The organism is Streptomyces sp. NPDC005151, from assembly GCF_053599875.1.
In genome coordinates this window covers 20,266-42,410 of the sequence record NZ_JBSFYR010000050.1, presented here as the reverse complement: position 1 = coordinate 42,410, position 22,145 = coordinate 20,266, and the positions used below count along the sequence as shown (strand labels likewise).

At 70.5% G+C, this 22,145-nt stretch carries 16 protein-coding genes and 1 pseudogene; 11 read left to right on the top strand and 6 right to left on the bottom strand.

Annotated features, from left to right (window positions below; translation table 11 throughout):
- Positions 1-57: 57 nt before the first annotated feature.
- The 3 genes from ACWD6R_RS24655 (at position 58) to ACWD6R_RS24645 (ending at position 1,927) form a co-directional block, all read left to right on the top strand.
- Positions 58-435, top strand: a complete 378-nt coding sequence (locus tag ACWD6R_RS24655; protein ID WP_451820680.1) for an AMP-binding protein — start codon at positions 58-60, stop codon at positions 433-435.
- Positions 436-842: 407 nt separating this feature from the next.
- Positions 843-1,151 carry an integrase core domain-containing protein gene (locus tag ACWD6R_RS24650; protein ID WP_451820679.1) on the top strand — a complete coding sequence of 103 codons (309 nt, stop codon included), beginning with the start codon at positions 843-845 and terminating at the stop codon, positions 1,149-1,151.
- 524 nt (positions 1,152-1,675) lie between these two features.
- Entirely contained in the window at positions 1,676-1,927 is a 252-nt protein-coding gene (locus ACWD6R_RS24645) for a hypothetical protein (RefSeq protein ID WP_451820678.1), read from the top strand.
- Positions 1,928-2,305: 378 nt separating this feature from the next.
- Here ACWD6R_RS24645 and ACWD6R_RS24640 read toward each other — a convergent pair.
- Positions 2,306-2,608 (bottom strand): annotated as a pseudogene (locus ACWD6R_RS24640) (transposase); the annotation flags it as partial.
- A 218-nt stretch (positions 2,609-2,826) separates the two neighbouring features.
- On the opposite strand from ACWD6R_RS24640, the gene ACWD6R_RS24635 reads away from it, so the two are divergent.
- Positions 2,827-6,645, top strand: a complete 3,819-nt coding sequence (locus ACWD6R_RS24635) for a S8 family serine peptidase (protein WP_451820677.1) — start codon at positions 2,827-2,829, stop codon at positions 6,643-6,645.
- Positions 6,646-6,767: 122 nt separating this feature from the next.
- Here the strand turns inward: ACWD6R_RS24635 and ACWD6R_RS24630 are convergent, their stop codons facing one another.
- A complete protein-coding gene (locus ACWD6R_RS24630) occupies positions 6,768-7,784 on the bottom strand; it encodes a helix-turn-helix domain-containing protein (protein ID WP_451820676.1) in 1,017 nt (338 codons plus the stop codon).
- A gap of 263 nt (positions 7,785-8,047) precedes the next feature.
- On the opposite strand from ACWD6R_RS24630, the gene ACWD6R_RS24625 reads away from it, so the two are divergent.
- Complete coding sequence (locus tag ACWD6R_RS24625) at positions 8,048-11,749, top strand: S8 family serine peptidase (RefSeq protein WP_451820675.1); 3,702 nt, start codon at positions 8,048-8,050, stop codon at positions 11,747-11,749.
- 294 nt (positions 11,750-12,043) lie between these two features.
- Here the strand turns inward: ACWD6R_RS24625 and ACWD6R_RS24620 are convergent, their stop codons facing one another.
- On the bottom strand, positions 12,044-12,205 hold the full coding sequence (locus ACWD6R_RS24620) for a transposase (protein ID WP_451820674.1): 162 nt from the start codon (positions 12,203-12,205) through the stop codon (positions 12,044-12,046).
- Between the two features lie 225 nt (positions 12,206-12,430).
- On the opposite strand from ACWD6R_RS24620, the gene ACWD6R_RS24615 reads away from it, so the two are divergent.
- A complete protein-coding gene (locus tag ACWD6R_RS24615) occupies positions 12,431-12,790 on the top strand; it encodes a hypothetical protein (protein WP_451820673.1) in 360 nt (119 codons plus the stop codon).
- A gap of 254 nt (positions 12,791-13,044) precedes the next feature.
- Positions 13,045-14,361 carry a TerD family protein gene (locus ACWD6R_RS24610; protein ID WP_451820672.1) on the top strand — a complete coding sequence of 439 codons (1,317 nt, stop codon included), beginning with the start codon at positions 13,045-13,047 and terminating at the stop codon, positions 14,359-14,361.
- Positions 14,362-14,413: 52 nt separating this feature from the next.
- On the opposite strand, the gene ACWD6R_RS24605 is transcribed toward ACWD6R_RS24610, so the two are convergent.
- Entirely contained in the window at positions 14,414-15,592 is a 1,179-nt protein-coding gene (locus tag ACWD6R_RS24605) for a glycosyltransferase (protein WP_451820671.1), read from the bottom strand.
- Between the two features lie 58 nt (positions 15,593-15,650).
- Between ACWD6R_RS24605 and ACWD6R_RS24600 the strand changes: the two genes are divergently transcribed.
- Together ACWD6R_RS24600 and ACWD6R_RS24595 are read left to right on the top strand one after the other, a co-directional pair.
- The gene (locus tag ACWD6R_RS24600) at positions 15,651-16,436 is read left to right on the top strand and encodes a glutamate racemase (RefSeq protein ID WP_451820670.1); all 786 of its coding nucleotides are present in this window, start codon (positions 15,651-15,653) and stop codon (positions 16,434-16,436) included.
- A gap of 69 nt (positions 16,437-16,505) precedes the next feature.
- Positions 16,506-17,069 (top strand): hypothetical protein, encoded by a 564-nt coding sequence (locus tag ACWD6R_RS24595; RefSeq protein WP_451820669.1) that lies wholly within the window; start codon positions 16,506-16,508, stop codon positions 17,067-17,069.
- A gap of 22 nt (positions 17,070-17,091) precedes the next feature.
- On the opposite strand, the gene ACWD6R_RS24590 is transcribed toward ACWD6R_RS24595, so the two are convergent.
- The gene (locus ACWD6R_RS24590; protein WP_451820668.1) at positions 17,092-18,222 is read right to left on the bottom strand and encodes an O-antigen ligase family protein; all 1,131 of its coding nucleotides are present in this window, start codon (positions 18,220-18,222) and stop codon (positions 17,092-17,094) included.
- Between the two features lie 207 nt (positions 18,223-18,429).
- Between ACWD6R_RS24590 and lnt the strand changes: the two genes are divergently transcribed.
- Together lnt and ACWD6R_RS24580 are read left to right on the top strand one after the other, a co-directional pair.
- Complete coding sequence (gene lnt, locus ACWD6R_RS24585; protein WP_451820667.1) at positions 18,430-20,025, top strand: apolipoprotein N-acyltransferase; 1,596 nt, start codon at positions 18,430-18,432, stop codon at positions 20,023-20,025.
- 30 nt (positions 20,026-20,055) lie between these two features.
- A complete protein-coding gene (locus tag ACWD6R_RS24580; RefSeq protein WP_451820666.1) occupies positions 20,056-20,535 on the top strand; it encodes an NUDIX hydrolase in 480 nt (159 codons plus the stop codon).
- A gap of 62 nt (positions 20,536-20,597) precedes the next feature.
- Here the strand turns inward: ACWD6R_RS24580 and ACWD6R_RS24575 are convergent, their stop codons facing one another.
- Positions 20,598-21,980 carry an MFS transporter gene (locus ACWD6R_RS24575; RefSeq protein WP_451820665.1) on the bottom strand — a complete coding sequence of 461 codons (1,383 nt, stop codon included), beginning with the start codon at positions 21,978-21,980 and terminating at the stop codon, positions 20,598-20,600.
- Positions 21,981-22,145: the final 165 nt, after the last annotated feature.

The following is a 22,145-nucleotide window of genomic DNA, read 5'->3' as shown; positions in this document are numbered from 1 at the left end:
GCTAAAACATCGTTAAAGCTACCGTTAACAGCGGGAGCTTTTCCGTTGGAGGGCCTCATGGCTAACGAGAAGTGGCGGATGGGCTGCAAAGGCCGACACCCGCGTGGCACTCGCCAGGACGGAGGGCTTCGACCCCGAGCGCCTGGAACCTTACGACGCGCGGGCGCGGGCGGCGTTCTGCGGTACGAGGAGTTGGCGGGTACGGAGCCGCGGACGCCGGCCCGGGACGATCTCGCACTGGACGAAGTGGCTTGGCTGCTCTACACCTCAGGATCCTCCGGCGTGCCCAAGGGCGTCCTGTCCACCCAGCGCAACCGCCTCGCGCTGGTCGCGACGGGCCTCGGACATCGCCTGGGACTCGGTCGCCTTCCAGCCACTGTCGGCCAAGCCGAAGGACTTCGTCGTCGCCATGGGCGACTCCTATTCCTCCGGTGAGGGGGCGTCCGAAGGCAACCGGGACTACTACCCGGAGACGAACTACCTCGACACGCAGGACAAGAAGACCCGTGACGCCTGCCACCGTTCGACCCAGGCGTGGTCTCGGCAGGCCAGCATCCCTGGCCGGTCTGCGTCGATCGGCGCGCTGGCCGACGGCAATGGCTCAACCATGGACTACCACCTGATCGCTTGCTCGGGCGCTCGCACCTACAACGTGGTGCACAACGGCAAGATCCAGGGCAACGGGGGTGAGAAGCCTCAGATGGACCAGGGCTACCTGGACAGCAATACCACCCTTGTCACCATCTCGATCGGCGGCAACGATGCCCGATTCGCCGATGTCATCCAGAAATGCTTGATCGCCGTAAACGGAAGCTGCAAGGAGGAGGTGTTCGAAGAGGGCGATGTGGACGCCTCGGTTGGTGGGCGCGACCGTAAGTTCGTCGGCCAGCCCTTGGAGACGGCTGCGGCTGAGCGCCGTCGGCAGCTCGGCGGACAACGCGCTCGCCGAGTCTTTCAACGCCACATGCAAGCGCGGGACACCCCAAGCCCGCAGGGCCGGGGCCGACGAACGCGAGGCCCGCCTCGACCTGTTCCACTGGCTGCACCGCTACAACACCCGACCCCGCCACTCCAGCCTCGGACAGCGCAGTCCCATCGCCTACGAGACAGCACTTGACACAACATCAACTACTTTGGCCCCAGCCGCATAACCCGTGTCCAAGATTCCGGGTCAAGCCCCCTTCTCGCCTTCACGAACATCTCCTGCACCCTCATCTTCTGCCGTAAACACACGAATTGAGATGACATCTAAACCGGTCTGGTGCAACGGAAGCCCGGCCACTGTGGGATGGTCTAGCTGTATATGGAGGACCAGAGCATCGGAGTGCTTGTGGACGGCGTCCAGGTACTGGGGGGCACTAGTCGTGCCCCTAGCCGAAAACGCCGTGTTCCAGTGGCCATCACCGCGATCACGGCGGCCGCTTTGGCCGTCTCAGGATGCAGTGAGAGACAGGGAGATGCCGATTCGTTGGATACGCCGGCTTCCAAGAGGCCTTCATCTGCGTCGGAGAGTAGCCCTACAAAGGGGAGCTCAGCGGAGGGCGAATCGCCTGATGAGACACAAACTGCCTCACCGAAGTCGTCTGGCCCTCCCGCCGTAGCGACAGCACCTGCCGCAGCACCAACGTGGGAAGGAGACACCAAGACCTACACGTTTGGTGACATCAAGATCCGAATGACCCCGAACGAGCTCGGTGTCTACACCGCCATCCACATCCCCAACCACTCGCGAAGGAGCATGTTCTTCTCCATCACAGTGCGTGTGACAGGAAAGTACGGATACGAGACGACTATGAAGCGTTCCTTCGCCAGCGTGCTGCCTGAGGACGTGGCGCGGGAAGCGGGACTTCTTATCGATGAGGACGATGGGCCAGTGCCGGATGATCCAGTCGCGGAGATTGTGATGTTCGAACAGACGAACTCATAGCTTCCTGAACCCGCGGCTCACTGCGCCAGGAAGTTTCCCCATGCCGACACTTCGGGCTCTCCTTGCCCCTGCATCCCAGCTCTTACCTCGACTCCACGGCCTACTCCCCGCGCTTCCACCAGCCGGCCCGGACAGGAAGAGGGCACAAACATGGTTCCCGGCCCCCGGCCTGCCCATGACTACCGAAGCGCTTCTGCTCCGCTGGCCCAGCGCTTCTCTGCGCACTGAACTCGTCCACAGGTACTATCATTCGCTGGCAACTTCGACGGCAGAGACGCCGCCATTGCACAGCGGACCTACCCAGGCGTCACCTGCGGGCCTGTCCTGAACTTGGCTCTTACAAGATTTTCGTAGCGGGTGATCACTCCTGGTGGGGCGTCAGTTGAGCAGGATGCGCTGGCGCAAGAGGGGGTGTCCTGCGCGGCCGTATGTCTGGCGTTTGATCAGTTTGATCTTGTTGTTGACGCCCTCGGTCCTCCCGTTGTGGTGGGGCGGGGTGAGGCCGGCGTTCACGGCGGCGCGGTCGCGTTCGAGGCCGGTTGTGTAGGAGTGTAAGAAGGGCAGGTCGGCTGCCCGGACCTGCTTGATCCAGCCGGTCAGCGCGTTGGCGTTGCTGTCGGCCGGGGTCAGCAGCTGGGCGAAGTCGCGCACCAGGGCGGCCAGGTCAGTCATCTCCGTGCAGGAGGCTAGAACTCAAGCCCCATCCGGGGCCCAATCAGCCGTTACGCGCGCACCGTTCCGGCCGCGGTTCCCCAAAGGGCCAACCCAGATCCCCTTGTCGTAGAGACGACATGTCGCAATCACGGCACCCGTAACAGGTGACACACGGGCCTCGGAGGCCGGAGTCTTGATCCGAACCACGCGCTCCACGCCCGCACCTTCTCGAAGAGGCTCCCCCGATGCACCCACGGCTCCGCCCCGCCGCGCTCATAGCGGCAGGTGCCCTCATCGCCGCCCTGGTCCCTGTCCTGGCCCCCTCCTCCCACGCGGCCGCCGCCACCGCCCGCCCGGCGGCCCCCCTTTCCCGGACCTCCACCGTCACCCTCGTGACCGGAGCCCGGGTGCACCTGGAGCGCTTCCCCGACGGCCGCCAGGCCGTCTCCGTCGAGCCGGGCGGGGAAGGCGCGGGGGGCAGCTACGAGCAGGTGGAGATCGACGGCGACCTCTACGTACTCCCCGGCGAGGCACTGCCGTATCTGGCCACCGGCGCACTCGACCGCCAGCTGTTCAACATCACCGGCCTGGTGGAGCAGGGCTACGACGACGCCCGCACCAAGAGCATCCCGCTGATCGCCCGCTACCGCTCCGGCGTCCGGCTCGACTCCGCCGAGGAGCCCGTCGGTTCCGAGGCGGTACGCACGCTCGGCAGCCTGCGGGGCAGCGCACTGAAGGCCGAGAAGCGACAGGCCCACCGCTTCTGGGAGGCCGTCGGCACCGAAGCCCCTAAGACCTCGAAGACTCCGCAGACCTCGAAGACTCCGAAGACCCCGCAGCTCGGCGCCGGTATCGACCGCCTCTGGCTCGATGCGAGGGTCCACACCTCCCTCGACAAGAGTGTCCCGCAGATCGGCGCCCCCGAGGCCTGGAGCGCGGGATACGACGGGACGGGCGTCACCGTCGCCGTCCTGGACACCGGCGTCGACGACGCCCACCCCGACCTCGCCGGCCGGATCGCCGGGACGCGCAACTTCACCGACAGCCCCACCACCCAGGACGTCTTCGGCCACGGCACCCACGTCGCCTCCACCATCGCCGGCACCGGCGCCGCCTCCCAGGGCTCCCGCAAGGGCGTCGCGCCCGGCGCGAAGCTGCTGGTCGGCAAGGTCCTCGGCGACAACGGCATCGGTTCCCTCTCCTCCGTCCTCGACGGCATGGAATGGGCCGCCTCCTCGGGCGCCGACGTCGTCAACATGAGCCTGGGCAGCGACACGGCCGGCGACGGTACGGACCCGCTCAGCCTCGGCCTCGACGAGCTGACCGAGACCACCGGCACGCTCTTCGTCGCCTCGGCCGGCAACAGCGGCCCCGGCGAGTACACCGTGGGCACCCCCGGCGCCGCGGACGAGGCACTGACCGTGGGCGCGGTGGACGGCGAGGAGCACCTCGCCGAGTTCTCCAGCCGCGGCCCGCGCACCGACGAGGCGCAGAAGCCCGACATCACCGCCCCCGGCGTCGGTATCGTCGCCGCCCGCGCGGCGGGCACCTCGATGGGCGAGCCGGTCGACGACGCATACACCGCCTCCTCCGGTACGTCGATGGCGGCCCCCCACGTCGCGGGCGCCGCGGCGATCCTGGCCGCGCAGCATCCCGACTGGCAGGCACGGCAGTTGAAGGACGCCCTGATCAGCACCTCCCGCCTCTCCCCGGACTACACCGTCTATGAGCAGGGCGGCGGCCGGGTGGACCTGGCACGGGCGGTGAAGCAACCCGTACACGCCACCGGCACCGTCGGCTTCGGCGAACTCACCCCCGTCTCCGGCCCGCAGAGCGCGCAGCTCACCTACACCAACACCGGCCCCACCCCGCTCACCCTGAACCTCACCGCCGAGCTGCGCGACGCCGCCGGCCACCCGGCACCGGCCGGCGCGGTGCGCCTGCCCGACGGCGCGACGGTCACCGTCCCCGCCGGCGGCCAGGCCCACATCGACGTCACCCTCGACGCGAAGTCCCTGCCCGCCGGCCGCTACGGCGGCAGCCTCACCGCGACGAGCGGCGACGGGAAGGCCGTCGCGCACACCGTGCTGGCGGCGGCGAAGGGAGCCCCCAGGCACAAGCTCACCCTGACCGCCGTCGACCGCGCCGGCCGCCCCGCCTGGGTCACCCCGCTGGTGCTCGTCGGCCCCCACTCCCGCGACGACGTCGTCACCGCCCTGCGGCCGGGGGAGACCCTCACCGTGACGGTGCCCGAGGGGTCCTACTTCCTGCACGGCGTGATCTCCGACCGCGTCGAGAACGGCAGCGTGGAGAGTGTCGTCGTCGACCCCGAGCTGACGGTCGACCGCGACAGGCACGTGGTCCTCGACGCCCGCAAGGCCGTCCAGGTCCGGATCGAGACACCCAGACCGGCCGTCCAGGAAGCCGTCGTCAGCTTCTACACCCACCGCGCCGTCGGCGGGCGCAGCATCTCCAACGGCCACATGGACTTCAGCGCCGACGCCCGCCGCCTCTACGTCACCCCGACGAAGGAAGTCACCGACGGCGTCTTCGAGTTCAACTCCCGCTGGCAGCTGACCGCCCCGCAGCTGACCGCCCGCGCGCTGCGGGCAGGCCGCGCGATCGACCTCGAAGGCGGCCTGCTGGACAACTCGCCCACGGTGGACGGCCGCCGCAGCATGCGCCTGCTCGACGCCGGCACCGGCCGCCCCGAGGACTACGCGGCACTGCGCGCACGCGGCGTTGACCCGGCCGGCGCCGCGGTACTCGTGGACGCCACGGAGGCCCGCTACGAGGAGCAGGCCGCCGCGGCCTCGGCCGCCGGAGCGTCCACCGTCGTCCTGACCGAAGGGGAGGGCGGCGTCGCCTGGACGCACTGGAACCCCCGGGGCGAACGCCTGCCCCTCCCCGCCGTCCTGACCCGCTACGACATTGGGGAGCGGCTCCGCGAGCGACTGCGCTCCGGGACCACCGCACTGGAGCTGCACGGCATCCCCGACAGCCCCTACCTGTACGACGTGATGCAGGTTTCCCGCCAGCGGGTGCCCGAGCGGGTGGTGCACCGGGTGACGGCCGCCAACACCGCTACGATCACTTCGCGTTACCACCACACGGGCGGCGTCCCGTATGCCACGGAGCAGCGCTTCGGCTGGCGCCCCTGGATGAACTCCGCGATCAATCAGTACCGGCGCCACGTGGCCACCCCGCTGACCCGCACCGAGTACGTGAGCTCCGGCGACACCCTCTGGCTCCACCGTGTGCACCACCGCCTCACCTGGGACGACAGCAGCCCCCTGACCGCCGGCATGCTCCAGCCGACGCGGACCTACCGGCCCGGCGAGCGGCTGACGGAGAGCTGGTTCGCCCCCGTCGTACGCCCCGCCATCCCCCGCGGCGTCAAGGGCACGGCCTCCTACCGCAAGGAGGACGAACTGATCGTGCGCATACCGGAGTTCGCTGACGCCACCGCAGGCCACTACAGCAGGCCCGACGGCGGCGACTGGGACGACACCCCCGCCGACGAGGTGCGAGCCGCCCTCTACCGCGACGGGAAGCTCCTCGCCGAAGCACCCGCCGCCTGGGAGGACTTCCCGGCAGCCGGCACGGACGGCCGCTACCGCCTGGACCTGGACGTCAAGCGCACCACCCCCGAGTGGTCGCTGTCGACCGCCACCCGCACCAGCTGGTCGTTCACGGCCCCGCGCCCACCCGCGGGCGAGACCCCGCTGCTGCCCCTGCTGCAACTCGACTACGACATTCCCACCGACCTCACCGGCACCGCACCGCGACACGCCCGCACCCTCGACTTCGGGGTGAAGGCACGCCACCAGGACGGCCTCACCGGCCCGAAGGTGGCGGGCACGGAGGTCTCCGTCTCCTACGACGACGGCGCCCACTGGAGCCCGGCGACGACCACCCCCGAAGGCAACGGGAGTTACGACGTACGGGCCCACCGCCCGGCCGACTCCCGGACCGACGGCTACGTGTCCCTGCGCGTACGCGCCTGGGACGACCGGGGCAACGAGGTGACACAGGAAGTACGCCGCGCGTTCGCCACGAACTGAGCGGCACCCCCCTGCCGCCGGCCCGGTGAGTCCGTCAGGTCAACCGACAACCGACCTGACGGACTCACCGACGTTCGCTGCGGTACGGGAACAGCGGCTCGTATCTCACGACAGTCCCCCTCTCATGACAGCCACCCTCGCCGCGCCGCCTGCCACACCAACTGCGTCCGCGTCGCGGCGCCGGCGCGCTGCATCAGCACCTGGATCCGGCGCTGCACCGTGCGCTGGCTGACCCGTAGCTGCGAGGCGATCGCCTTGTCCGCGACCCCGGCGACGACCAGGGACAGCAGATACCGCTCGTCGTCGGCGACGTTCGCACCGGGCCGCGGACTGCCGCCGAAGTCGGCCAGCTCACCGGAGTCCGTGACGTGCAGCGGCGACGCCGCCGCCCACTGGCTCTCGAACAGCGCGATCAGCGCGTCGAGCAGGCTGCTGCCGCGCACCACCGCGGCCGTCGGCTCACCCAGCGAACCACCCGAACCGCCGTGCATCAGCGGGCAGATGGCGATCGAACCGTCCGCGATCACCATCCGCACCGGCAGCGTCCCGGTAGCCCGCGCCTGCTCACCCGCGCGGATGCTCCGGGCAACGTTGTCGACCATGCCGGGCTCCTCCAGCAGAGCGCGCTCGTAGATAGCCTTGTACCGCACCCCACGGGCGAGCAGCTCCCACTCCTCGTCGTTCTCCGCCGCAGGCATGGCCACATGGCCGGCCTTGCAGAGCCACCGCATCTCACTGGCCCCGTACGCCATATGACGCAGCCGCTGCCGGATCACACTCGCCCCCGTGATCACCTCGACAAGCTGCCCCGCGTCATGCCGCCGCCCCCCGGCCCGGTACTCCTCGGTGAGCTGCTCCACCCCCCGCCGCGCCGCCTCCAGCGCCTCATGCCCACGCAGCAGCAGCGGACGCAGCGCCGCATCGGGCGCCACCGGCACATAGCGCACCGCGCCCCCCGCCGGCGAAACGGCCACCCGCCCCACCAGCCCCTTGTTGTGGAGCGAGGCCAACAGCCTGTGTGCCTGCGCCACTTCGAGCCCCAGCTGCTCCGCGATCACCGCGGCATCAGCCTCACGCACCCCGACGAGGAAGCGGTACATCTGCTCCTCCCCCGCCCCGATCCCCGCGGCCTCCAGCATGTGTCCGCCTCTCACGACGCCCCCACCCACCCCAACCGATGTACCACCCACCGGACGCAGCGTGATCTAACCACACCCGCACACCGGGACGATGTCCGCACTATCACGCACGACGACCATCCGACTTCGATACGCGCAAAGTGGCGGCGAGCGGACATGTCACTTCTTCGTCAGGCGCGGCCGTAGCGTCGGTGCCCCTTCCTGCCGAGGCTTGACCCGCCGGTCGCGGAACCCTCCCTGCCGGCGGAAGGAGAGCGTTCAGCATGCGTTTCAGGCGAAGAGCCGCACTGCTCAGCTTCACCTTGGCGACCACCATGGCCACCACCGTGGCCGGCGGCGGCCTGGTGTACGGTGCCGCCCCCGCACCGAAGACCGGGGAGGACGCGGTAACCACCCCGTCCCAAGCAGAAGTCCGCACCGCGAAGGTCACCCTCGTCACCGGAGACCAGGTGACGGTGGCCACGAGGGCGGGCAAGACCCTCGCCGTCAACATCACCCCGTACCACCGCAGTGCGGCCGAGCTGCGGACGTACACCGTCGGCACCGATGTGTACGTGATCCCGCGCGACGTCGAAGCGCTGGTGCACAACGGCCAGGTGGACGGCCGGCTGTTCAACGTCACCCAGCTCATCGCCCAGGGGTACGACGATGCCCACCACGCGTCGACCCCGATGATCGTGCGCTACGCGTCCGGCGCCAAGGACACCGCACCCGGCGGAGCCCGCATCACACGGAAACTCCCCGGCGTACGCGGAGCCGCCGTCAGCGCCGACAAGCGCAAGGGCGCCACGTTCTGGGAGGCCGTCGACGACGACAGCGCCCGCGCTGGTACCCCCAAGGCCCGTCTGTCGGGCGGCGTCCAGCGCCTCTGGCTGGACGGGCAGGTCAAGGTGCTCCTCGACAAGAGCGTCCCGCAGATCGGCGCCCCGGATGCGTGGAAGGACGGATTCGACGGCACCGGCGTGAAGGTCGCGGTGCTGGACACCGGTGTCGACGCCACCCACCCCGACCTCGCCGACCGCATCGTGGAAAGCCGCAGCTTCGTCCCCGGCGAGACGGCGCGCGACGGCCACGGCCACGGCACCCACGTCGCCTCCACCATCCTGGGAAGCGGAGCCGCCTCCGGCGGGAAGTACCGGGGCGTGGCACCGGGCGCCGGACTGATCGTGGGCAAGGTGCTCGACGACGGCGGCAGCGGCTCGGAATCCTCGATCATCGAAGGGATGGACTGGGCCGCGCACTCGGGGGCGAAGGTCATCTCCATGAGCCTGGGCGGCGGGGAAGGCGCCGACGGCACCGACCCCATGTCGATGGCGGTCAACGAACTGACGGCGCAGACCGGCGTGCTGTTCACCATCGCGGCGGGCAACAGCGGCCCCGCGGCGACGTCCGTCGGCTCACCCGGAGCCGCCGACGCGGCCCTGACGGTCGGCGCCGTGGACTCCACCGACGCGGTCACCGACTTCTCCAGCCGGGGCCCACGAGGCGGTAACGGCGGGCTCAAGCCGGAGATCACCGCGCCGGGCTCGCGGATCGCCGCCGCCCGCGCCGCCGGCACGACGATGGGCACACCGGTGGACGGCTCGTACACCACCGCGAGTGGCACCTCCATGGCCACGCCGCACGTGGCCGGCGCCGCCGCGATCCTCGCGCAGCGCCACCCCGACTGGACGCCGGCCCGTTTGAAGAGCCAGCTGATCAGTACGGCCAAGACCACCGCCGCCACCTCCGTCTACGCCCAGGGCGCCGGCCGCGTGGACGTGGCACGCGCACTCCGGCAGCCCGTATCGGCCAGCGGCACGGCCGACTTCGGACTGCGTGACTGGGACGCCACCGCCCCGGTCGGGAAGAAGATCGAGTACGTCAACGACGGCGACCAGCCGGTCACCCTCGCCCTGAAGGTCGAGAACGCGGGCGAGGAACTGCCGGCCGGAGTGCTCAGCCTGGGAGCCGACTCGGTGACCGTGCCGGCGCACGGCACCGCCGAGGTCGACCTCACCCTCAACACCGTCGGCGTGACGACCGGATCCCACGGCGCGCACGTCACCGCGGTCTCCGCCGACGGGCGGACGGCGGCAGTGACGGCGGTCGGCTTCGGCCGGGACGTACAGCGCTTCGACGTCACGCTGAAGGTGCTCGACCGCGACGGCAAGCCGACGAGCGGCGTCGCCGCGGTCACCGCCTGGCAGCTGGGCGGCGTCGGACTGCCCGAGACGTACCCGGTCGCAGCGGACGGGACCGTCGTGGTGCGGGTACCGCGCGGCGAGCACGCTTTCATCTCGGAGATCTTCCACTACAACTCCGACTGGAGCCGGCTGGAGGAGTACACCTACGCCGCCCAGCCGGGCACGGTGATCGACTCCGATCGGACCTTCACCCTGGACGGCGCCAAGGCCGGCCCGGTCACCATGACCACCTCCCGGCCGACGGAGACCAACCGCGCCCGCATCGGTCTGAACTTCCAGGCCGTGGACAGCGGCTTCATCTACGACCGCGAGGTGTGGCTGGACGGCGAGACGGCCGTGTACTCCGTCCCGTCGCAGACCGCGAACGAGCGCTTCGAATCGCGCGCCGGCTGGTCGCTCGGCGCACCCGCACTTGACGCCCGCCTCGTCGGGCACGGCAACCGGACCCTGGACGCGGCCTACTTCGAGGGCTGGACGGGCTCCGCACGTATCGACGGCACCCGCGTCCTGCGCGTGGCGAAGGCCGGCGAGGACGTCCGGGGCAAGCTCGCCCTGGTGAAGCGGAGCGCCGAGCGCACGGTGGGAGAGCAGGTCGACGACGCCGCGAGCGCCGGTGCGCTCGCCATCCTCATCTACAACGACATCCCCGAGAACTGGCTCGCAGGCAACTGGGGCCGGACGGCCACCAAGATCCCGGCGATGACCCTCTCCGGCACCCAGGGCGAGGAGCTGGCGGCCCTGGACAACGCCATGATCAGGATCTCCGGTACGGCGGTGAGCCCGTACGCCTACGAGCTGCTGAAGTACCGCAAGGGCGGCATCCCCGCCGACCAGCGCTACCGGGTACGCGACGAGGAACTGGCCACCGTGGACTCCTCGTTCCACGCCTCGACGCCGGCCACTGAAGGCGGATACGCCCGGCTGACGCGCTCGCCGATGCAGCCGACGGCGTACTTCGGCTTCGACCGGGTGGTCCTGCCGCGCTCCCGGACCGAGTACGTCTCCGCGGACGTGCCCACCTGGGAAGCGGTGAAGGCAGGTCCCGTGTGGACGGCGGCCGGCTCCTGGAAGGTGACGGACATCTCGACGCTCAAAGCCGGACAGCGCGTGCACCGCGACTGGAACAAGGCCGTGGTCCGCACCGCGCTGCCGGACGCACAGCCCAACTCGGCCGTCAGGCAGGGCGATGTCGGTGTGGTGATGTCGGGCGGTCTGCTCGACACCGCGCTGGGCCAGGTCTTCTCCACCGAAGACAGCAGCGACAAGGCGCTGTCCACCGTCTACCGGGACGGCCAGCTCCTCGGTAGCGTCCGTTCGGCGCCCGTCGCCTTCCCGATGACGGCACAGCGCGCCGAATACCGCGTGGTCACCGACGTGGAGCGGGACGCCCCCGGCTGGACGACCTCCACCAAGGTGCGCACCGACTGGCGCTTCCACTCCGAGCGGAAGGAAGGACCGACCCTGCTCCCCGTCCTGTCGGTCGACTACCGACTCGACGTCGACCAGGCCAACAGCGCCCGGCCGCACTCCACCACCCGCATCGGACTGGGCGTGCGCTACCCCAAGGGCCTGAACGGTCTGAAGCTCGACGGGGCGAAGCTGTGGGCCTCGTACGACGACGGCACCAACTGGCAGCAGGTCCGCCTCGACGGCGGCCTCAACGGCACGATCGGCAACCCCGCGAACGCGGGCTTCGTGTCGCTGCGCGTGCAGGCCGCCGATGCCGATGGCAACACCATCGAGCAGACGGTGACCCGCGCCTACCAGATCCGCCGCTGACCGATGCCGGGGCGCCTGCACCGCAGGCGCCCCGGCGTGCGCGTCCACCCAGCGACGGTGACATGGGCGGGCCACACGTGGTATCCGGCCACTGCTGGGCGACCCGATGCGTCGAACCTACGCGGCGCGCCCAGCAAGGGGATCAGCATCATTCAGGTGCCGACCGAGGGCCCCGGCCTCCGAACCGCCCGCATCGGCTCCGGGCGCGCCCCTCAACCCAGGACTTGTGCCCCCGGTGCGGAGCCAGAGCCCTGCATACGCCCCACTCACCACCCCAGTCGTCGACGACGGCCGTCAGCAGCCAGAGCGCCAGGCGTTGTTGCCCCGCAGCTTCCACGCCACCGCGTCGATCACCAACCGGTGATCGCGCCACCGCCCGCCTCGGAGCGGATCCGACGGCAACAGATGCCGGATCCGCTCCCAGGCCTCATCGCGCAACCCACCCCTGGACTCCACATCAGATCAAACGACGATCTGATCAAAAGGACACTGCCTAACCCCCGGGGCCGCGCTGGGGCCGACCTGAGTGCCGCCCGGCCTGCTACGACCCCTGCTCGCTCTCCGTGGAGTCCTCGGTCCACTTCAGCCGCACCTGGAAGGTCGCCTTCGACTCGCCGGAGCTGCGCGGGCACCCCGGCCGTCCTCCAGCGGTGCCGCCGACTGCTGGAGTTGGCCACCGCGATGACGGAGCCGGAGTCGCTGCGGGGGCTCTCCGCGCGCGATGCGGTGGTGCTGACCACGGCGGTGCTGACCCTCGCCCGGTCCGAGGAGCTGCCGATCGGCGAGCTGGCGTCGGCCATCGCGGGCGACCGGTCGCTGCACACCGCCTGGACCAGGTATGTGCACGCCGTCGAGTCCATGCCGCCGCACCTCTGGCGGGAGCGGGCCGGGTACGAGCAGGAGCCCGACCCGAGGGCGCTGGAGGCCCTCGCCGCCGACCTCGGCGAGGCCGAGCAGCGCGCGGTCGCGCTCTTCCGGGACGCGCACGGCCACCTGCTCGCCGCGGCGGTCACCGAGGGTTCCCGTTGGGGAGCCCGATAAGAGGGCTGGTTTACGAGATGTGAGTGAACCGCGATCCCCAATGCGAGCGAACTTGGGAAAAAAGGGCGCCGAGACGCGTTGTAATCGTGTATAGGGCGAGTTCGCGGGGGGTTATCGGCGGATCACCGGACGGGGCCCGGCGCGACTGTGGGCCCCGTGGCAGGGTGCGGATTAGGTTGGCACGGAAAAGTCTGCGGGCAGCCGGACTCGTGATGGGGGCGAGCATGACCATGCTAAAAGGAACCAATGTTCCAGTGGCGGCCCAGGCCGTGCGGGTCGAATTGGGGTGGCGTACCGCCCCGGGGACGCCGGACGTGGATGCATCGGCGCTCCTTCTCGTGTCGGGAAAGGTGCGCAGCGACGCGGACTTCGTCTTTTACAACCAGCCGGTGCATGGCTCCGGCGCGGTACGTCATGAGGGCAAACGGAACGCCGCCGGCGGTGTCACGGACAGCCTTGAGGTGGATCTGGCGCGGGTGGAGCCCGTCATCGAGCGCATCGTCCTGGCCGCCTCCGCGGACGGTGGCAGCTTCGGGCAGGTGTCAGCCCTGTACGTACGGATCACGGACATGTCGAACGGCTCGGAGATCGCGCGCTTCGACAGCGCGGACGCGACGGTGGAGACCGCATTCATTCTCGGTGAGCTCTACCGTCGGCAGGGCGCCTGGAAATTCCGCGCCGTGGGGCAGGGATACAGCAGCGGCCTCGAAGGTCTCGCCACGGACTTCGGCATTTCCGTCGACGAACCCCAGCAACCCCAACAGCCTCAGCAATCGCACCAGCCTCTTCAATCTCAACAACCCCAAGCGGCAACACGGGTTGACCTGCCGCCCCCGCCCCGGTTCCCCCCGCATGCTCAGCCCCCGACTGCCGCTCCGATGGCACCCCCGGCGCCCCCTGCCCCGCCGCCCGTATCGCCGTCCCCCCAGCCCGTCCGGCTCTCCAAGGTGACGCTCACCAAGGATGCGCCGTCCGTCTCCCTCGCCAAACAGGGCGGCACGTCGGGAGCCATGCGAGTCAATCTCAGTTGGGAAGTGCGCAAACAGTTCAAGAGCTGGGGCAGCAAACTCGGCAGGGCGGTCGCCAACCACGCGGATCTCGATCTTGATCTCTGCGCCCTCTACGAACTGACCGACGGCAGCAAGGGAGTCGTGCAGGCACTCGGAAACGCCTTCGGCGCTCTCGGGCAGCCCCCTTATATCCACCTCGACGGGGACGACCGCAGCGGCGCCGTCTCCACCGGCGAGAACCTGACCATCGACCTCGACCACAAGGACCGGCTCCGCCGAGTCCTGATCTTCGTCACCATCTATGAAGGCGCCCGGAGTTTCGCCGATCTGCACGCGACCGTCACCCTGCAGCCGCAGCACGGTGCCGCGATCGACTTCTCGCTCGACGAATGCACCGTTCCCTCCACCGTCTGCGCACTCGCACTCATCACCAACAACGGGGGAGACCTCACCGTGCAGCGCGAAGCCCGCTATCTCGTACCCGAACGCGGGGTGAGTCCGCAGCGCACCATCGACTACGCCTATGGGTGGGGGATGAACTGGACACCCGGCCGTAAATGACCCCCGGTCCGTCCGGGTCCCGCCACCGCGGACGGACCGGTGTTCCCTCCGCTCATCGGTCCGGTGCGGCCTCGGGACGGGCGTAGGTGCGTCCCTTCCAGGCCGCGCCGCGGCCGCGGTGGTGCTGCACCGCCGAATCCACCGTCATCAGCAGATACAGCACGGCGGTGAACGGCAGCAACGGCGCGAGCCACATCGACTGCCGGTAGTAGCCGAGCATCGGCATGTACGTCCCCGCCATCACGGCCCACGCCGCGCCACCTGCCCACGCCGCCGGCCGATCGCTGCCCAGCAGCCCTGCCGCCAGTGTGACCGGCGGGGCGAGATAGACGAGCGCGAGACCCAGCACCGTACCGATGAGCAGAACCGGGCTGTGCCGCAACTGTGCGTACGCGCTGCGCGAGACCATCCGCCACAGATCCGCCAGCCGGGGATACGGCCGCACACTGTCCACCCGCTCCGCGAGCCCCAGCCAGATCCGCCCGCCGCTGCGCTTCACCGCACGTGCCAGCGACACGTCGTCGATGACCGCCTGCCGGATGGACTCCGGAACCCGCGCCCGCTCGGCGGCCTCGGTCCGCAGCAGAACACAGCCGCCCGCCGCGGCCGCGGTCCGTGCCTTCGCCCGGTTCACCCACCGGAACGGATAGAGCTGCGCGAAGAAGTACACGAACGCCGGCACGACAAGGCGCTCCCAGACGCTCGCCACCCGCAGCCGGGCCATCTGCGAGACCAGATCGAACCCGCCGGAGCAAGCGGCGGCGACGAGCTCCCGCAGACTGTCCGGCTCATGCGCGATGTCCGCGTCCGTGAGCAGCAGAAATTCCGGCGCCGGCTCCCGGGCCCGCGCGAGCGCGATCCCGTGCCGTACGGCCCAGAGCTTGCCCGTCCAGCCGGACTCCGGCTCCCCGGGAGACACCACCGTCACCGGCAGCCCGCCGTACCGCACGGACAGCGCACGGGCGAGATCACCGGTGCCGTCCTTGCTGCAGTCGTCGACCAGGAAGATCTCCGCTGCCCCCGGATAGTCCTGCGCCTGCAGCGACGGCAGGCTCACCGGCAGCATGTCGGCTTCGTCACGCGCGGGCACGACGATCGCGACCGACGGCCAGCGGTCCGGCCCCGCACGCCGAGGCAGCCGCTGGTCGGTCCGCCAGAAGAACCCCTGTCCCAGCAGTAGCCACACCCATGCGGCCAGCGAACCCACGGCGATCCAGGCAACGGCGCTCATTCGCCGCAGTCTGCCCCACTCCGACGAGACCGCAAGGGCGGTCGACTATGGTGACCGGGTGAAGATCGCGCTCATGGACTCCGGAATCGGCCTGCTCCCGGCGGCCGCCGCCGTACGTCGGCTGAGGCCCGACGCCGATCTGGTGCTCTCCTCCGACCCCGACAACATGCCCTGGGGTCCGCGGACGCCGCAGGACCTGACCGCGCACGCGCTGGCCGTGGCCCGCGCGGCCGCCGCACACCGGCCCGACGCACTGATCGTCGCCTGCAACACCGCCTCCGTACACGCCCTGCCGACGCTCCGTGCCGCGCTGGAACCCACGCTGCCCGTCATCGGCACCGTCCCCGCGATCAAGCCGGCCGCGGCCGGCGGCGGACCCGTCGCCATCTGGGCGACCCCCGCCACGACGGGCAGTCCGTACCAGCGCGGACTCATCCGCGAATTCGCCGGCTCCGTCGACGTCACCGAGGTCCCCTGCCCCGGTCTCGCCGACGCCGTGCAGAACGCGGACGAAGCCGCGATCGACCGTGCCGTCGCCGCAGCCGCCGCGCTCACTCCACCGGGCGTACGGGCCGTCGTTCTCGGCTGCACCCATTACGAACTGGTCGCCGAACGGATCCGTGCCGCCGTACAGCAGCCCGGCCTGCCGCCCGTAGCACTGCACGGCTCCGCCGGGGCCGTCGCCGCCCAGGCGCTGCGCAGGATCGGGGTCGCACCCGCCCCGTCGGCCGAGCCGGCCACCTCCCTCACCGTGCTCCTGAGCGGTCGTGACGCCGAGCTGCCGGAAGCCGCCCTGACCTACGCCGAGGGGCGGCTGCTGGCAGCCGTCAGCCCCGTCCGCTGAGCCGTCGGCGGCTCAGCGAGGGCCGTTCGGACCCATCCCGGCTGCGTGGATTCTGAGTACGCTGCTGGCATGAGGGACCACCCCCGGAAACCGAGCCGCACCGGCACCGAGGCGGCTCCCGCCGTCTGGACCGGCCGGGCCACCAACAAGGCGCAGTGGGTGCTCGCCGCAGCCGGTGCGGCGTGCCTGGCACTGGGTATCGAGCTCGCCGTGAGCTCCAACTGGACCTCCGGCATCGCCCCTCTGCTGATGTCGGTGATCGGCTGCGTGGCGGCCGGACTGCTCATGCTGTTCGGGACGCTCGCCTTTGTGAACGTGGCCGTGCGGGTCGACGGAGACGCCCTGGAAGTTCGCTGCGGCCACATGGGTCTGCCGCGCCGACGGATCCTGCTCACCCATGTGGTCGGGGCGGAGTTCGTCCCCCGGGTCACCCCCCGCCACTGGGGCGGCTGGGGCTACCGCTGGCGCCCCGAGCAGGGGACAGCCGTGGTGGTCCGCAGGGGAGAGGGCCTAGCGCTCGAGCTCGGCGACGGCAGGACGTTCACCGTGACGGTGGACGATGCGGAAGAGGGCGTACGGTTCATCCGCGAACGGCTCCACCTGCCGGCAGCCGACGCGTCTGCCGGGGCCTGAGCGGTCAGCAGTGCCGCACCCGTCAGAGGGGGGTGCGGCCGGTCTGCGGACGGCGTCCGGCCGCGGTCCCCGTCCCGTACGCGGCACGGTCCGCATCCTCGTCATTCTCCGTACGGGATGTGCCCGGCGTGCCGTCCCCGATCGGCTGCCGGGCCGAGGCCAGCCCCGCGAGCAGCCCCACGCCCGCCGTCACCGGCGTGAAGCTCAGCGCGTTCCCGACACTCGCCAGCGCCGCCAATGCGGTGAGCGCGGCGCCCGCCGTCAGGACGACCGCCGTGGTGCGGGGTGAGCGCCACAGCACGTACAGCAGCCAGCCGAACGCCGCCCCCAGCAGCGCCACCCCCACGATCCCCTGCTCGGCGGCCTGCTGCAGCGGCGCCGAGTGGGGTTTCCCGTCCGACCGCACGGTCTGCTGGGCGGTGGGGCTGAGCTCGGCGAACCGGTCGGGTCCGATGCCCAGCAGCGGATGCTCCTCGGCGAGATCCACCGCGTCCTGCCAGAGCAGCACCCGGTTCCGGGTGAGCTGCCCCTCCAGAGAGACCATCAGCCCGTCGGGCAGCGCATCCTCGGCCACCGCCCATGACGCACCGACGACCAGCGCCGTGACCAGCGCCAGCCCGGTCAGGCCGAGCAGTCTGCGGCGCATCCTGACCGCGGCCAACGAACTGAGCAGCACCCCGAACGCCGTGACGAATCCGACCACCGAGTGCATGGCCGGCGCGGCGCAGGCGGCGCCGAGCGCGAGCAGTCGCAGCGTGAGACGCACCGGTGCCCGGCGGGCCGCCGCGGCCGCACAGCAGGCGGCACCCGCGGCCAGCACCAGCAGCGCGGCCGCCGCCCCGGTGTGACCGGGCGCGACATCGGCAGCGGCGGTGGCGCCCGGCATACCACCGCGCGAGGCGAGCGCCAGGACGAGGGCGGCGACGGCGGCGACCGCCGCGGTGGCCACCGGCAGCAGCGTGCCGCAGATCCGGCCGCAGGCGAACCCTGCGGCGACAGCCAGCAGCGCCAGCAGCACACCCTCCGGCCTGGTCTCCCGTCCGGCCGCGCTGATCAAGGACCAGATCGCGCAGGCGGCGAGGATCACGGCTCCGGCGGCATCGGACGCGCTGCCGCCTTCCCGAGCCCCGTACCGGCCCGCCCGTGCAGTCATCGTGTCCGACCCCCCCGAACTGTGACCGTCCCGTCCACGACGGCCGGATCCGGCCGGTCGGCGGGGGACTGGCGCACACCGTAACGGGAATGGTGCGGGTTTGTGGAGGAAAAGCGCAGGAACGATCCGGCAGGAAACATTCCGAATGCATTCCGGTACCACCCCGGGCCTGCCCCGCGCTCGCCTCACCACCGTAGAATCCGCCGGGTGAGCGCCACCATCAGCCCAGTCGACGACCCGCAGTCCTCCGTCACTCAGCCGCGGGGGAGACGGTTCCGGCCGCGGCTCGCACGGCCGGCCGCGGCTGTATTGTCGGGTGTGCTGCTGTATCTGAGCTTCCCGCCCCGACCGCTGTGGTGGCTGGTTCTGCCCGGTTTCGCACTGCTCGGCTGGGTTCTGCACGACCGTCGGCTGCGCGCCGGATTCGGCCTCGGCCTGCTCACCGGGCTCGGCTTCATGCTGCCGCTGCTGCACTGGACGGGCGAGGAGGTCGGCCCGGTGCCGTGGCTGGCGCTCGCCGCCGCCGAAGCGCTGTTCGTGGCCGTGGGCTGCATCGGGATCGCCGCCGTGTCCCGGCTCGCCTGGTGGCCGGTCTGGGCCGCCGCGGTCTGGGCCCTGGACGAGGCGGTCCGGGCCCGGGTGCCGTTCGGCGGGTTCCCCTGGGGCAAGATCGCCTTCGGGCAGGCCGACAGCGTGTTCCTGCCGCTCGCGGCAGTGGGCGGCACGCCGCTGCTCTCGTTCGCGGTGGTGCTGTGCGGCTTCGGCCTGTTTGAAACGGTGCGTTCCTTCCGTACGTACCGCAGCACCGGCCGGATCCCCCGCGCCGCGGTTGCCGCCGCGGCCGCGACCGTCCTCGTACCCCTGGCCGGGGCGTTGGCGGCGCGCCCGCTCGTCGACGACTCGGCGGAGGACGGAACCGCGACCGTCGCCGCGATCCAGGGCAATGTGCCGCGCCTCGGACTCGACTTCAACGCCCAGCGCCGCGCCGTTCTTGACAACCACGCACGCCGCACGGAACAGCTCGCCCGCGAGGTGAAGGCGGGCAAGGTGCCGCAGCCCGACTTCGTCCTGTGGCCCGAGAACTCCTCCGACCTCGACCCCTACCGCAATGCCGACGCGCGGATCGTCATCGACGACGCGGTGAAGGCGATCAACGCCCCCACCGTGGTCGGCGCGGTCATCGAGCCCGACACCGGCAAGCTGCGCAACACCCTCATCCAGTGGGACCCGTCGGGCGGCCCCGTCGCCACGTACGACAAGCGCCATGTCCAGCCGTTCGGCGAATACATGCCGATGCGTTCCTTCGTACGCATCTTCAGCTCCGACGTCGACCGGGTGCAGCGCGACTTCGGACCGGGCAAGAAGGTCGGCGTGTTCGACCTCGCGGGCACCAAGGTGGGGCTCGTCACCTGCTACGAGGCCGCGTTCGACGACGCCGTACGGGACACGGTCGAACACGGCAGCCAGCTGATCGCGGTCCCCAGCAACAACGCCACCTTCGGGCGCAGCGAGATGACGTACCAGCAGCTGGCCATGAGCCGGGTGCGGGCCGTGGAACACAGCCGGTCAGTCGTCGTCCCCGTCACCAGCGGCGTCAGCGCGGTCATCCGCCCGGACGGGACGATCGTCCAGAAGACGAAGATGTTCACCCCGGACGCGCTGGTGGACAAGGTGCCGCTGCGCTCCTCGCTGACCCCCGCGACCCGGCTGGGCACGCTCCCCGAAGGGCTGCTCGTGCTGATCGCCGCAGCGGGACTGGGCTGGGTGACCGTCAGGTCGGTACGGGCGCGCCGAGGACGCTGAACGGTGGCGTGGGCCACGTAGGGTCGGCGCATGGCCATTCCTGACTTCATCCGTGAAATCCGTGCCACGGCGGGCACACAGCTGCTCCTGCTGCCGGGCGTCAGCGCCGTGGTCTTCGACGACGAGGGCAGGGTTCTGCTCGGCAGACGCTCCGACACCGGCAAGTGGGCGCTCATCGGCGGCATCTGCGAACCGGGAGAGCAGCCCGCGACGACGGCGGTGCGCGAGGTGTACGAGGAGACCGCCGTTCACTGTGTGGCGGAGCGGGTGGTGCTCACCCAGGCGCTGAACCCTGTGCAGTACGCCAATGGCGACCGGTGCCAGTTCATGGACATCACCTTCCGCTGCAGGGCGACCGGCGGTCAGGCGCGCGTCAATGACGACGAGTCCCTGGAGGTGGACTGGTTCCCGCTCGACGCCCTGCCGCCGTTGAACGAGTTCGGTCTCCTCCGGATCAAGCAGTCCCTGACCGACGAACCGACCTGGTTCGAGCCGACGGTCCAGCCGTGACGCGGTAGTACACGCACCGTGGCCGGACGGGCCGGTTCCCCGGCCCGTCCGGCCACCGGAACTCAGGCGATACGGGCATCGGCGGGCAGCACCGCGGGCGCGTCCGGCTCCGCCGTCGCCTCGATGTCCGTGAGATCCCGGTGGCGGGTCTCCTTGGCGCACACGACCGCCAGGACGGTGATGAGCGCCGCGGCGATGACGTACAGCGAGATCGGCGTCGAGGTGTGGTAGTCCGCGAGCAGCGCGGTGGCGATGAGCGGCGCCGGAGCACCGGCCGCGACCGATGAGAACTGCGCACCGATCGACGCACCCGAGTACCGCATACGGGTCGCGAACATCTCCGAGAAGAAGGCCGCCTGCGGTGCGTACATCGCCCCGTGGAAGATGAGCCCGACCGTGACGGCGAGCAGCAGACTGCCGAAGCTGCGGCTGTCGATCAGTGCGAAGAACGGGAACATCCACAGTCCCACACCGACCGCCCCGACCAGATAGACGGGCTTGCGGCCGATCCGGTCCGACAGCGCACCCCACATCGGGATGACCGCGAAGTGGATGGCGGAGGCGATGAGTACGGCGTTCAGCGCCGTCTGCTTGCTCAGGTCGGCGGCCGTCGTCGCGTAGACGAGGATGAACGCGGTGATCACGTAGTAGCTGATGTTCTCCGCCATCCTGGCGCCCATGGCGATGAGCACATCCCGCCAGTGGTGCCGCAGCACGGCGACGAGCGGCATCTTCTCGGCAGCCGCCGCGGCCGCCTTGCGCTCCTCGGCCTGCGCCAACGCCGCCTTGAACACCGGCGATTCATCGACAGAGAGACGAATCCACAAGCCGACGGCCACCAGCACACCGGAGAGCAGGAACGGGATACGCCAGCCCCACGCCCCGAAGGCCGAGTCCGACATCAGCGCGGTGAGCGCGGAGAGCACTCCGGTGGCGAGCAACTGCCCGGCCGGCGCCCCGGTCTGCGGCCAGGAGGCCCAGAACCCGCGCCGCTTCGCATCCCCGTGCTCCGACACCAGCAGCACGGCCCCGCCCCACTCACCACCGAGGGCGAAGCCCTGCACCAGACGCAGCACTGTGAGCAGTACGGGAGCGGCGGCGCCGACGGTGGCATGCGTGGGCAGCAGCCCGATGGCGAAGGTCGCACCTCCCATCAGCAGCAGGCTCAGCACCAGCAGTTTCTTACGGCCGAGCCGGTCGCCGTAGTGCCCGAAGACCAGGGCACCGAGCGGCCGGGCGGCGAAGCCGACCGCATAGGTGAGGAAGGAGAGGAGCGTTCCGACGAGCGGGTCGGAGTCGGGGAAGAACAGCTTGTTGAAGACCAGCGCGGCTGCTGACCCGTAGAGAAAGAAGTCGTACCACTCGATGGTGGTCCCGATGAGGCTCGCGGCGACGATGCGCTTGAGCGAGCGGGTGGTCGGCGGGGCGGATGCCGAGGCAGCCATGGATACCACTTCCGGACGGTTGGCGGGGACGATTCCGTGTCGCCACACCGTAGGAAGGGGCAGGTCAGGGGCGTATGTGGTGGGGGACCATAGTTCCGGAGGCGGCTGTGCGCGCGGGCACCATGGGGCTGCCGCGGGGCCCTTGCCAGGGCTCCGGTGAGGCGC

Excerpts from the sequence above, each read along its gene's own strand:
- ACWD6R_RS24650 (WP_451820679.1), top strand. The coding sequence starts at position 843 with ATGTGGACGCCTCGGTTGGTGGGCGCGACCGTAAGTTCGTCGGCCAGC.
- ACWD6R_RS24645 (WP_451820678.1), top strand. The coding sequence starts at position 1,676 with ATGACCCCGAACGAGCTCGGTGTCTACACCGCCATCCACATCCCCAAC.
- ACWD6R_RS24615 (WP_451820673.1), top strand. The coding sequence starts at position 12,431 with ATGACGGAGCCGGAGTCGCTGCGGGGGCTCTCCGCGCGCGATGCGGTG.
- ACWD6R_RS24580 (WP_451820666.1), top strand. The coding sequence starts at position 20,056 with ATGGCCATTCCTGACTTCATCCGTGAAATCCGTGCCACGGCGGGCACA.
- ACWD6R_RS24595 (WP_451820669.1), top strand. The coding sequence starts at position 16,506 with ATGAGGGACCACCCCCGGAAACCGAGCCGCACCGGCACCGAGGCGGCT.
- ACWD6R_RS24635 (WP_451820677.1), top strand. The coding sequence starts at position 2,827 with ATGCACCCACGGCTCCGCCCCGCCGCGCTCATAGCGGCAGGTGCCCTC.
- ACWD6R_RS24625 (WP_451820675.1), top strand. The coding sequence starts at position 8,048 with ATGCGTTTCAGGCGAAGAGCCGCACTGCTCAGCTTCACCTTGGCGACC.
- ACWD6R_RS24655 (WP_451820680.1), top strand. The coding sequence starts at position 58 with ATGGCTAACGAGAAGTGGCGGATGGGCTGCAAAGGCCGACACCCGCGT.
- ACWD6R_RS24575 (WP_451820665.1), bottom strand. The coding sequence starts at position 21,980 with ATGGCTGCCTCGGCATCCGCCCCGCCGACCACCCGCTCGCTCAAGCGC.
- ACWD6R_RS24590 (WP_451820668.1), bottom strand. The coding sequence starts at position 18,222 with ATGACTGCACGGGCGGGCCGGTACGGGGCTCGGGAAGGCGGCAGCGCG.
- ACWD6R_RS24605 (WP_451820671.1), bottom strand. The coding sequence starts at position 15,592 with ATGAGCGCCGTTGCCTGGATCGCCGTGGGTTCGCTGGCCGCATGGGTG.
- ACWD6R_RS24630 (WP_451820676.1), bottom strand. The coding sequence starts at position 7,784 with ATGCTGGAGGCCGCGGGGATCGGGGCGGGGGAGGAGCAGATGTACCGC.